12 protein-coding genes are annotated in these 10844 nt (G+C 73.1%); 7 read left to right on the top strand and 5 right to left on the bottom strand.

The genetic code is table 11. The features are described 5' to 3' along the window. Positions 1-327 precede the first annotated feature (327 nt). The gene (locus tag ACIHAD_RS48455; RefSeq protein ID WP_397361672.1) at positions 328-930 is read left to right on the top strand and encodes a TetR/AcrR family transcriptional regulator; all 603 of its coding nucleotides are present in this window, start codon (positions 328-330) and stop codon (positions 928-930) included. Positions 931-932: 2 nt separating this feature from the next. On the opposite strand, the gene ACIHAD_RS48450 is transcribed toward ACIHAD_RS48455, so the two are convergent. Continuing rightward, entirely contained in the window at positions 933-1958 is a 1026-nt protein-coding gene (locus ACIHAD_RS48450; protein WP_397361671.1) for a hypothetical protein, read from the bottom strand. Positions 1959-2043: 85 nt separating this feature from the next. Between ACIHAD_RS48450 and ACIHAD_RS48445 the strand changes: the two genes are divergently transcribed. After that, positions 2044-2640, top strand: coding sequence for a TetR/AcrR family transcriptional regulator (locus tag ACIHAD_RS48445; protein ID WP_397361670.1), 597 nt, complete (start codon positions 2044-2046; stop codon positions 2638-2640). Positions 2641-2647: 7 nt separating this feature from the next. Here ACIHAD_RS48445 and ACIHAD_RS48440 read toward each other — a convergent pair whose 3' ends face one another. Both ACIHAD_RS48440 and ACIHAD_RS48435 read right to left on the bottom strand, forming a co-directional pair. After that, complete coding sequence (locus tag ACIHAD_RS48440; protein ID WP_397361669.1) at positions 2648-3229, bottom strand: GNAT family N-acetyltransferase; 582 nt, start codon at positions 3227-3229, stop codon at positions 2648-2650. A 599-nt stretch (positions 3230-3828) separates the two neighbouring features. Continuing rightward, positions 3829-5049 (bottom strand): aromatic acid exporter family protein, encoded by a 1221-nt coding sequence (locus tag ACIHAD_RS48435; RefSeq protein ID WP_397361668.1) that lies wholly within the window; start codon positions 5047-5049, stop codon positions 3829-3831. Positions 5050-5363: 314 nt separating this feature from the next. Here ACIHAD_RS48435 and ACIHAD_RS48430 point away from each other — a divergent pair, with 314 nt between their 5' ends. Beyond that, complete coding sequence (locus tag ACIHAD_RS48430) at positions 5364-5693, top strand: cupin domain-containing protein (RefSeq protein ID WP_397361667.1); 330 nt, start codon at positions 5364-5366, stop codon at positions 5691-5693. A gap of 248 nt (positions 5694-5941) precedes the next feature. Beyond that, positions 5942-6418, top strand: coding sequence for a hypothetical protein (locus tag ACIHAD_RS48425; protein WP_397361665.1), 477 nt, complete (start codon positions 5942-5944; stop codon positions 6416-6418). On the opposite strand, the gene ACIHAD_RS48420 is transcribed toward ACIHAD_RS48425, so the two are convergent. Next, positions 6384-8180 (bottom strand): glycoside hydrolase family 15 protein, encoded by a 1797-nt coding sequence (locus tag ACIHAD_RS48420; RefSeq protein ID WP_397361663.1) that lies wholly within the window; start codon positions 8178-8180, stop codon positions 6384-6386. The two genes, ACIHAD_RS48425 and ACIHAD_RS48420, sit on opposite strands and share 35 nt — an antisense overlap. An 18-nt stretch (positions 8181-8198) precedes the next feature. Continuing rightward, positions 8199-9296: an enolase C-terminal domain-like protein gene (locus ACIHAD_RS48415; protein WP_397361662.1), complete on the bottom strand. Its 1098-nt coding sequence runs from the start codon at positions 9294-9296 to the stop codon at positions 8199-8201. Positions 9297-9397: 101 nt separating this feature from the next. On the opposite strand from ACIHAD_RS48415, the gene ACIHAD_RS48410 reads away from it, so the two are divergent. The 3 genes from ACIHAD_RS48410 (at position 9398) to ACIHAD_RS48400 (ending at position 10792) form a co-directional block, all read left to right on the top strand. After that, positions 9398-9613, top strand: a complete 216-nt coding sequence (locus ACIHAD_RS48410; RefSeq protein WP_357697141.1) for a hypothetical protein — start codon at positions 9398-9400, stop codon at positions 9611-9613. Continuing rightward, positions 9610-10074, top strand: a complete 465-nt coding sequence (locus ACIHAD_RS48405; RefSeq protein ID WP_397361661.1) for a Clp protease N-terminal domain-containing protein — start codon at positions 9610-9612, stop codon at positions 10072-10074. The genes ACIHAD_RS48410 and ACIHAD_RS48405 overlap by 4 nt, the downstream gene beginning before the upstream one ends. Before the next feature lie 79 nt (positions 10075-10153). Beyond that, the gene (locus ACIHAD_RS48400) at positions 10154-10792 is read left to right on the top strand and encodes an SMP-30/gluconolactonase/LRE family protein (protein ID WP_397361660.1); all 639 of its coding nucleotides are present in this window, start codon (positions 10154-10156) and stop codon (positions 10790-10792) included. The last annotated feature ends 52 nt before the right edge of the window (positions 10793-10844 follow it).

The following is a 10844-nucleotide window of genomic DNA, read 5'->3' as shown; positions in this document are numbered from 1 at the left end:
TCTTCTCCAGCACGACGTTGCGCCCCTTGGGGCCCAAGGTCACCTTGACGGCGTCGGCGAGCTGGTTCATACCGCGCTCGAGACCGCGCCGGGCGCCCTCGTCGAATGTGATCATTTTTGCAGCCACTGCTACTCCTCGCTGTCGTCGGGGTTGGGGGCCGGGACGGCGCCCGCGATGGATAGGCCCGCATGCGGGCCCCGCCGCCCCGGCGTACGCCCGTGGTCGGCACTGTCCGGGCGCGAGTGCCGGGCGCCTCCAGCACTCTACACACAACTTGCGTGACGCGCACAACTTGCGTGTCACGCAACGGAAGGTAGAGTACAGGCATGACCGACGACGCCATCGACCTCAGGGCTCGCCACAAGCAGGCCACCCGTGAGGCGATCAGCCATGCCGCGCTACGCCTGGCCATCGAGCAGGGCCCAAACGGGCTGGCCCTGGTGCGGGTTCACGACATCGCCTCGGCCGCGGGCGTGTCGCCGCGCACGTACAACAACTACTTCTCCAGCAGGGAGGAGGCGATCTGCGCCTTCCAGGCCGACCAGTCGAGGCGGGCGGGGCAGGCGCTGCGCGCCCGGCCCGCGGGCGAGTCGCTCGGCGAGGCCGTCATCGCGGCCGTCGTCGAGCTGTACACCGACCCGGAGCCGGACAAGGCGGGGCTGCGCATGATCATGTCCACGCCGGAGCTGGAGGGTGAGGCGCTGAAGGCGTTCAGCGTGGCGGAGGAGGCGCTCGCCGAGGCGATCGCGGCGCGCACCGGCACCGACGCCGAGCGCGACCTGTTCCCCGCCGTCACCGCGGCCGCGGTCGCGGGAGCGGTCCGCGTGGCGGGACGCCGCTGGCTCGCGCCGGGCACCACCGCGTCCTTCCCCGACCTGCTGCGCGACGCCCTGTCCTGTGTGGTGCCCGCAGGGCCGCCGGAGGGGTGAGGTCAGTGCTTCCCGTAGTGGTCCGCGACGGCGGCGAAGGCGGCCTTGGGCTCCCAGGGCAGGCCGGGGTAGGCGGTCCCGAGGCGGTCCTCGTAGACCTTGACGACGCCGTAGGAGGCCCGGTCCAGGTCGTCGCGAGGGTCGCCGTCGGGGCGGTGCGGGTGATCGCGCAGCGCGAAGGTGAACACGAAGGCGCCGTCCGCGCCTGCGGTGTCGAAGATCTCCAGGAGTTCGCGCACGTACGTGGCCTGGCCGTCCTCGTCGCGGGCGTGCTCGCCGGTCAGCCGGAGCGGCGCGCGGGTGACCTTGTCGTACTCGACGACCTCCAGGCCGAGCGCGCCCCGGTCGCCCGCGCCTCGGTAGGTCGCCGAGCCGAACTCGGTGATCGCGACCGGTTTTCCCTGCGCGACGAGGGCGCGCACGCCCTCCTCGAAGACGCCGGCGATCTCGGCCGACCGGTAGAGGTCCACGGAGACGAGGTCGAAGGGCGTCCAGTCGACGGCTTCGAGCGGCACGGAGGCGTAGGTCACCCGGCCGCCGAACCGTTCGCGCACGACGGCCACGGCGCGGCCGAGGAAGTCGTTCACCCGCGCGCCGACGCCGTCGACCAGCTCGCGCACCCGCTCCGGACTGCCCAGCAGGGCGACCCGCTCGTCAATGTCGTCCCCGGGCAGGAAGCCCTTGTTCATCAGGCACAGCTCGGCCGCGGTGACGAAGACGACCTCGGCGCCGCGCCGCCTGACCCGTTCCGCGCGTTCGGCGCAGTCGGCGAACAGCGCCAGCATCTCCTCCTCGGTCAGCTCCAGCGGATAGGGCGAGAACCAGACCTCCAGCCCGAGGGCGGCGGCGTGGCCGGCGGCGATCTCCAGGCGTTCGGGATCGCCGCCCATGACGCGGACGGCCGTGCAGTGCAGGTCGTCCCGGATGACGCGCATCTCCCGCGCCACCACGTCGGGATCGAAGCCAGGGTGGCCGATCGATCCGTTGAAGACAAAACCGGTGTCGTAGCTGATGCCTTTGGCTCGCATGGCCGTTTCCTCCACATTTACGGTACTCAACGTACCTTAACCGATTTGAGGTACGGTCAGTACCCTCAGCCGAGGAGGGCGGGCGATGACCGAGGCAGGCGGACGGACGCGGCGGCGCGGGGTCGCGCTGGAGGAGGCGATCCTGAGCGCGGCGGCCGACGAGCTCACAGCGTCCGGGTACGCCGGGCTGACCATGGACAAGGTCGCGGCCCGCGCCGGCACCAACAAGAACGCCATCTACCGCCGCTGGCCCAACCGCCTGGCCCTCGGCGTCGCCGCCTACAAACGGCTGGCCACGACGGTCTCGCCCCCCGACACCGGGGAGCTGCGCGGCGACGTCCTGGAGCTGCTGCGCCGGGCCAACCGTTACTGGAGCTCGCCCCTCGGCGTGATCCTGCGCGACCTGATGGCCGCCGCCGGCGGCGCCGCCGAGTTCCTGTCCCAGCTCCAGGAGCAGTCGGACGACGCGGTGGCCGCGCCCTGGCTGGCCGTCCTCGAACGGGCGGTGGGCCGCGGCGAGGCCGCCCCCGAGGCGCTGCGCCCCAGGGTCGCCATGGTGGCCGTGGTGCTGCTGCGCAACGAGTTCGTGGTGCGGGGGGCGCCGAGCGCGCCGGACGACGTGCTCGTGGAGATCGTGGACGAGGTCTTCCTGCCGCTGGTCCGGCGGCATCAGGGCACGTGAAGGGGGCTCACCAGAGCCGGTCGATCTCCCCGGGGTGAAGGTCGATGCGGGCGTGGTGGAACGACATCCGGTGCGCCCGGCCCTCGGGCGAGAGGAAGTCACCCATGGTGACCTTGTCGAACCCGGGCTGGTCGCTGGGGAAGGGCTCCTGCGGGGTGCCGCCGACCAGGACAGCGCCGGGGATCGCCGACCAACCGGCGCTCTCGTAGAAGCCCTGGAGCGGTCGGTCGCAGGTGAACAGGGCGACGTCGAAGCCCGCGTCGGCGATGGCCTCGTGCGCGGCGGTCACCAGGTGGCGACCGTGTCCCCGGCCGCGGGCCGCCTTCCTGGTCACCACGGTGCTCAGGCCGGCGGCGCGGAACCGGTGGCCGGCGTGGGCGAGGTGCTTGGACAGGATGTCCAGGGCCGCCACGACTGTGCCCTCGTCGAGGAGGATCATGGACCGGGGGGCGAGGGCCGGGTCGTGGGCGGGGCCGCCGCCGTCGGGCGCGGGGAAGGAGTGGCCGGGCCAGGCTTCCTGTTGCAGGTCGCGCACCTGGACCAGCAGGTCCAGGGGGATGTCCGGCTCGGGGAACGACCTGATGAGCATGGCTCCCGAGTGTGCCGGGCGACGGACGCACGAGCAACCCGATTCTCGGGGGGTGCGGTAGCTCAGCGCAGCCGAACACCGAAGACGCGAGGGCCCAGGACAGTCGGACGACGAGGGTGCCGGTGCTCACCCCGGCACCTGGAGATCCGGGGGCTCAGGGCGGTCGGACGTCAAAGGCTCGATGGTCCAGGGCAGCTGGAACGAGGGTCCCGGCGCGGCGAGACGACGAAGGCGCGGGAAGTCGGACGTTGAACGTGCAAGCGCTCGGAAGACCGGACGTCCGAAGGTGCGAGGGCCGGGGTGGTTTCCTCGCGGTGCCTGTCAGGTGTGGAAGCGCGGAGAGCCGGACGACGCGAGCGCGAGAGCCAAGGCGGGCGTTGAGGACGAACCTACAAGCGCCCGAAGAATCGGACAACGAAGGTGCAAGCGCCCGGGACGGGAGGTCGAGGGCGTGGGAGCTTCGGGATCGGGGTCCACGGGTGAGCCGCGGGGTCAGAGGTGGCGCGGGGGTCCGGGGTGGCGCGAGGGGCAGCGGTGGCGAAGGAGTTAGGAGTGGCGCAAGGGGCAGCGGTGGCCCGAGGAGCATGGAGGCGATGGGGTCAGGGGTGGGCGGCCGGATTAGAGGGTGCGGCGGGGTCAGGGGTGGGGGGTTGGTGGGGAGGGAGGGGGTTGTTGTCTCGGTTGGCGGGTGGGGTGCCCAGGATGGAGGTCAGGACGGCCAGGATGCGTTCGGCGTCGGTGAGGAGGCTGCCGCTCAGGGCCCAGCCTGCCGGATGGGCGACCTCGCCCCTCTGGATCTCAGTCGTCATCTGCTCGTGGATGCGGCCCGCCTGCGCCTCCGCCCGGCCGAGCAGGGTGCGCGCCCTGGAGAGGTCCGGGTCCCGGCGTACGGTGGCGGTCAGGGCGTCGCCGAGCTGGTCCAGCAGGTCGGCGTAGTCGCGGGCGTAGTCGGGGCTGACGTCGGTCGAGGGCCCGTCGTGGTGTTCGAGGTGGGCCAGCGCGTGCACGATCGTGTGCACGTGCGCGGCCAGCGTGGTCAGCCTGCGCAGGACCTGCTCGTGGTCCTGCGAGGCGGTGGCCGGATGGAGGCTGTGGCGCAGGTTGTAGCGGCGGCTCTCGGCGCCGTCGGCCACGGCGGCGGCCGCGTCGGCCAGGTGCTCGTCCAGCCGGACGGCCTGGCGTTCCCAGTCGGGCAGCGCCGAGAGGTTCCACTCGTCCCGTAGCCCCTCGGCGACGGAGGTCAGCAGGGCGGCCGTCTCGCGGGCCAGGCGGCGCACGGCGGCGTAGGGACGGTCGCGGTACAGCGGTGGCCAGAGCACGCTGTTGACCACCGCCCCGCTCAGCGCGCCGATGGCCGTGGCCAGCACGTACGACAGCAGGTAGCGCTCCTGGGAGGCGGCGGCGAAGGAGAGCAGCAGCACGGCGGTGGTGGCGACGTCCGAGCCGTGGTTGCCGATGCGGTGCCAGCGGGCGGCGATCAGGGCGGGCGGCACGACCAGGACCAGGCTGAGCACGCCCAGGCCGAGCAGGTGCCCGATGCTGCCGGCCAGGATGACCCCTGCGCCGACCGCGGCCACGCGGCGCAGGCCGTTGGTGAGCGTGCGGTACACGGTGGCGTGGACCATGATCACCGCGGTGGCGGGGGCGATCCAGGTGGCGCCGAGCGCCAGCAGCCTGCTGGCCGTCAGCCAGGCCAGCACCGCCGCCAGCGTCGCCTTCGCGATCTGGAGCGCCTGGAGCCGCTGGTACGACCCCCGCTTGGCCAGCCCGGCGGCCTGCCCGCGGACGTACGACACCTCACGCCTGACAGCCGCGGACACCCGGCCACCCCAGCCACGCCACATGACGTGACATTTACTCACATTCAGGGCGAACCGCAAGCATCCCGAAGCGAGCCGGAAACGCTCCTGGAGGCGAACCGGAAGCCTCCCGGACGCGAACCGCAAGCACTCCCGGACGCGAACCGGAAACCCTCCCGGACGCGAACCGGAAACCCTCCCGGACGCGAACCGCAAGCACACCCGGAGGCGAGCCGAAGGCGCTCCCGGACGCGAACCGCAAGCGCTCCGGAGAAGAGCCGGAGGCGCTCCCCGCAAGAGCCGCGGCACGCGGAGGCATGAGAGGATCACGGGCCATGGAGATCATCGACAGCGGCCGGTTCCAGCCCGCCCCGGACGGTTCCGCCCACTTCGCCGAGCACCTGAGCGTGCCCGCGCTCAGCTTCGGCACGTACTCCATCCCGGCCGGCGCGATCGACGGCCAATCGCCGCACGCCGAGGACGAGATCTACGTCGTCACCAGCGGGCGCGCCTCCTTCACCTCGGGCGGCGTCACGGTCGAGGTCGGCCCCGGCACCACGCTGTTCGTCCCGGCCCACGAGGAGCACCGCTTCCACGACGTCACCGAGGACCTGGTGACGCTGGTGCTCTTCGGACCCGCCTACAGCGGCGTCCCCGTGTCCTAGCCCCGCGGCCCGCGAACGGCGGCCCGCGAACGGCGGGCGGCGGGCGGCGGGCGGCGGGCGGAGAAGACGGTCCGTCCGTCCGGCCTGGAGGCGCGAACTCGTGGGCCGCGACCGCGCCACGCGGGCGGAAGCCGACGAGACTGGGGAACGGGAGCGGCCGGGCCGTCCCGGTGCCTGCCGGGCGGCGCGAACGGCCGTCCCCGTGCGTGTAACCGTTGCCGCCCGGCCCTGACGAGATGAGAGCCCTCATGACTGTCACCCCCGCCCAGCTGCGCGACCTCGCGCGCCGTGCCCAGGACCTCGCCACCGAGGTCCGCTCCCTGTGCGACACCGAGCCCGCCGGATCCCCCGAGGGCGACCAGCTCCGGGCGGCGCGGCACGCCGCCGACTGGCTGGACCGGGGCGGCGAGGACCTGCAACGGGCGGCGGGCGACCTGGCCAGGCTGCGCGCCCAGCGCGAGCAGGTCTGCGGCATGCCGTGGGGCGTCTGCCCCGAGCACGGCAACACCCTGTCCTACCGGGCGAACATCACCGAGTGCCGGGTCTGCCACCGCACCTGGCCGCAGGACCGGCTCGGCAGGCCCTGCCCGGAGCTGGTCCGGTGGAAGGTGACCGACCAGGCCGGGACGGTGACCAGGATGTGCGACGGGCACGTGCTCGGCGCCCGCGCCGTCCTCCAGGGCGCCACGTTCACTCGGCTTGATGCCGAGGGCGCCCAGGCCTGAATCTGCCCGACAGGACCGTCGCGGTGTTGATCACCGAAACGTGGCTGTAGGCCTGCGGGAAGTTGCCGACCAGCCGGTTGTGGACGGTGTCGTACTCCTCCGACAGCAGGCCGACGTCGTTGCGCAGGCTGAGCAGCCGTTCGAACAGGTCGGTGGCCCGGCGCCGGCGTCCTGTCGCGGCCAGGGCGTCGGCCAGCCAGAAGGAGCAGGCCAGGAAGGTGCCCTCGCCGCCGGGCAGGCCGTCGATGTCCTCGGCCTCGGACCGGTAGCGCAGGACGAACCCGTCGTGGACGAGGTCGCGGGCGACCGCGTCCACGGTGCCGACGACGCGCGGGTCGTCCGGGGGCAGGAAGCCGAGGCGCGGGATGAGGAGCAGGGCGGCGTCCAGGCCGGTCGAGCCGTAGTACTGGGTGAAGGTGTTGCGTTCGGCGTCGTAGCCGTTGGCGCAGACGTCGTGGTGGATGCGTTCGCGCAGGTCGCGCCAGCGGCCGGCGGGGCCGTCGCGGCCGAACGCCTCGACGGCCTGGATCATGCGGTCGGCCGCCACCCAGGCCAGCACCTTGGAGTGCACGAACTGGCGGCGCGGCCCCCGGGTCTCCCACAGCCCGTTGTCGGGCTGGTCCCAGATGCCTTCGAGGTAGTTCATCAGGGCGTTCTGGACGTCCCAGGCCTCGTCGTCGATGGCCAGGCCGGACCGGCGGGCCAGGTGCAGGCAGTCGAGGGTCTCGCCGTAGACGTCGAGCTGGAGCTGGCCGGAGGCGGCGTTGCCGACGCGTACGGGCTGGGAGCCCTCGTAGCCCGACAGCCAGCCCGCGGTCCACTCGGGGATGCGCCGGCCGCCCTCGACGGTGTACATGATCTGCAGGTCGGCGGGGTGCCCGGCGACGGCCCGCAGCAGCCATTCGCGCCAGGCGCGCGCCTCGGCGTCGTAGCCCGCGGTCATCATGGCCTGAAGGGTGAAGCTGGCGTCGCGCAGCCAGCAGTAGCGGTAGTCCCAGTTGCGCGGGCCGCCGAGCTGCTCGGGCAGTGAGGTGGTGGCGGCGGCGACGAGCCCGCCGGTGGGGGCGTAGGTGAGGGCCTTGAGGGTGAGCAGGCTCGTGCGGACGGCCTCGTCGTAGTCGCCCTGGTAGCCGCACCGGCGGGCCCACTCGCGCCACAGCCGCTCGGTGTCGGCCAGGGCCTCGGGCGGGTCGACCGGCTCGGGGCGCGGCAGCCACGACTGCTTCCAGGTCAGCGCGAACGGCACCCGCTGCCCCTCCCCGACGGTGAACGCGGCGGTGGTGCGGTGCTGGTCGGCGTCGGGGCACAGCTCGACGGGGGTGCGCAGCCAGGTGGCGTCGGCGCCGACGACCGCGGCCAGCACGCCGGGCTCGTACCGCAGCCAGGGGACGTCGTGGCCGTAGTCGAAGCGCAGCACCAGCTCCATGGTCATCTCGACGTTGCCCCGCACGCCCTCGACGATCCGCACGACGTCGGGGGCCTCGCCCCGGGGCGGCATGAAGTCCACCACCCGGACGCTGCCGTCGGGGCCGTCCCAGGTGGTCTCCAGGATGAGGGTGCCCTGACGGTAGCCGCGCGAGGTGGCACGGCCGCCGCCGGCGGGGGCCAGCAGCCAGCGTCCGGCGCGCGGGCCGTCGAGCAGCGCGGCGAAGCAGGCGGGTGAGTCGAAGCGGGGCAGGCACAGCCAGTCGATCGAGCCGTCGCGGCCGACGAGCGCGGCGGTGTGCATGTCGCCGATCAGGGCGTAGTCCTCGATCCGCATCGGCGCCCGCTCCTTCCGTCAGGCCACGCGGTGGGGTTCGGCGGCGGCGGAGCGCAGCTCGAGCCCGTGGCCGGGGGCGTCGGGCCGGGGGCGGGCGAGGCCGCCGGAGGGGTCGGCCGCGCCGTCGAACAGCTCGGACTCGATGCGCTGGTGGTCGTGGAACCACTCGACGTGGCGCAGGTTGGCGGTGCTCGCGGCGGCCGGGAGGTGCAGGTTGGGCGCGCAGTGGGCGGACACCTGGAGGTTGTGGCCGGCGGCGATCGCCGCGGCGGCGAACCAGCCGGTGTAGCCGCCGCAGCGGGTGGCGTCGATCTGCAGGCAGTCGACGGCCTGGGCCTGGCACATGCGGGTGAAGTAGGCGGGGTCGCAGCCGTACTCGCCGGCGGTGACGTCGGGGGCGGCCCGCTCGCGTACGAGACGCAGGCCAGGCAGGTCGTCGGAGGAGACCGGCTCCTCGAACCAGGTCACGTCGTGCTCGCGCATGCGCCCGGCCAGCCGGATCGCCTGTTTGGCGGTGTAGCCGCCGTTGGCGTCGACGTACAGCTCGGCCCGGTCGCCGATGACGCGGCGGGCCAGGGCCACCCGGTGCAGGTCGCGGTCTGGACGGGTGCCGGACGACTCACCGATCTTGATCTTGACGCGGCCGATGCCCTGGTCGTGGACCCAGTGCGCGAGCTGGGTCGTGGTGGCCTCGTCGTCGTAGGTGGTGAAGCCGCCCGAGCCGTACAGGGTGACCTCGGGCCTGGCGGCGCCGAACAGGCGGGTCAGCGGCAGGCCGAGCAGCCGCGCCTTGAGGTCCCACAGCGCCACGTCGGCGGCCGAGACGGCGTAGCCGGCCACGCCCGGACGGCCCGCGTTGCGCACCTGCCGGACCATCGCGCCGTGCAGGGCGGGGATGTCGGCGGCGTCCGCGCCGGTCAGGATGCCGGCCAGGAGTTCGGTGACGACCGAGGCCGCGGCGGCGGGGGCGTACGTCCAGCCGGTGCCGGTCACGCCCGCCGCGGTCAGGGTGACGACGACCATGGTGGTGGACCGCCAGGCCAGCGTCCCGTCGCCTTCGGGCTGGTCGGTGGGGATGCGGTAGGCGGCGGCCGCGGCGTTCTCGATCGTGCTCATGACATCCCTGGCCCTACCCGGTGGATCACCGGATGACGCCCCGGCCCCCGCTAAGCAACCTGAATTGCCTGATCCGGGAACGGACGCCTAAGGTGGCTTGAATGTCAGTCAAGGAGCCCGCGGACGCGCTCGCGGCCGTGGTCGCGCTGCGCCGCCTGGCCGACCAGCTCGAGGACGCCGCCGTGGAGCAGGCGATGCGGGCCGGCTGGAGCTGGCCGCAGGTGGCCGAGGCGCTGGGCATCACCCGCCAGGCGGTCCACAAGAAGCACGCCAAGCGGCTCATCGCGGCCGGGGTCGAACTGAGGAGGCGGGCATGAGCGGTGCGTTCGACAAATACCTGCACGAGGTGCTCATCCGGGGCCAGGCAGAGGCGCGCGCGGAGAGCTCGGCCACGATCGAGGCCCACCACGTGCTGCTGGCCATGGCGGGGCCGGAGGACACCGAGGCACGGACGATCCTGGCCACGGCCGGGCTCGACCAGGCGGGGGTCCGGGCGGCGCTGCGGCGGGAGTTCGAGCACAGCCTGGCGGCGGCCGGGGTGTCGGCGGCCGTCTTCGACCTGCGTTCCACGCCCGATCCCGAACTCCGGCCGCAGGTCGGGGCGTCGGTCAAGCTGGCGCTGGAGCGGCTGGCCTCCACGCATCGCAAGAAGGACCTGCGGCCGGTCCACGTCCTGCTCGGCGTCCTGCAGGCGGAGGTGGGCACGGTGCCGCGGGCGCTGGCCCTGGCGGGCGTCGACCGCGCCGCGCTGGCCGAGCGCGCCCGCGCCACCCTGTGACCTGTCTCGAAAATTCTTGCCGGTGATGTCGATCCGGGCCCTCCCTCTTCGTGTAGGGGGCAGAAGGAGGAATGACGACATGACCGAGACGAAGACACTGGTGACCGGATTGTGCGTGGGCGAGTCGCCGCGCTGGCACGAGGGCAGGCTGTGGTTCTCCCACTGGGGAGAGCAGGAGATCCTCGCCGTCACCCCGGACGGCGACCGCGAGGTGATCGCCCGCGGCCCGAAGCCCGCCGGTTTCTGCATCGACTGGCTGCCCGACGGCCGCCTGCTGGTGACCGGCGAGCACGAGCTGCTGCACCTCGACCCGGACGGGACGACGGCCGTCCACGCCGACCTGGGCAAGCTGCCGGCCGGGCCGAACGAGGTCGTCGTGGACGGCCGCGGCCGCGTCTACGTGGACTGCGTCGGCTTCGCCTTCGGCCAGGGGGACTTCGCGCCCGGCGTGATCGCCCTGGTCGGCCCGGACGGCGAGGCCCGGGTGGTCGCCGAGGACCTGTACTTCCCCAACGGGATGGCGGTCACCCCGGACGGCTCGACGCTGGTCGTCGCCGAGTCCTGGACGCGGCGGCTGACGGCGTTCGACATCGGCGCGGACGGCGGCCTGTCCGGCCGCCGGGTGTGGGCCCCCGTCGGCGGCGACGGCATCTGCATGGACGCCGAGGGCGCGATCTGGGATCTGGATCAAAGGTTGTGGAGCAGTGACGGTGGGTGATTTCTGCGGTCGTAGGGCGGAGCGAACAGCTACCCTCTCGGGGTGGCAGGAC

Source organism: Nonomuraea sp. NPDC052265 (genome assembly GCF_044547985.1).
In the GTDB taxonomy this organism is placed as follows: domain Bacteria; phylum Actinomycetota; class Actinomycetes; order Streptosporangiales; family Streptosporangiaceae; genus Nonomuraea.
The sequence above is the reverse complement of the archived record's forward strand: the minus strand, read 5'-3'. Positions and strand labels throughout refer to the sequence as shown.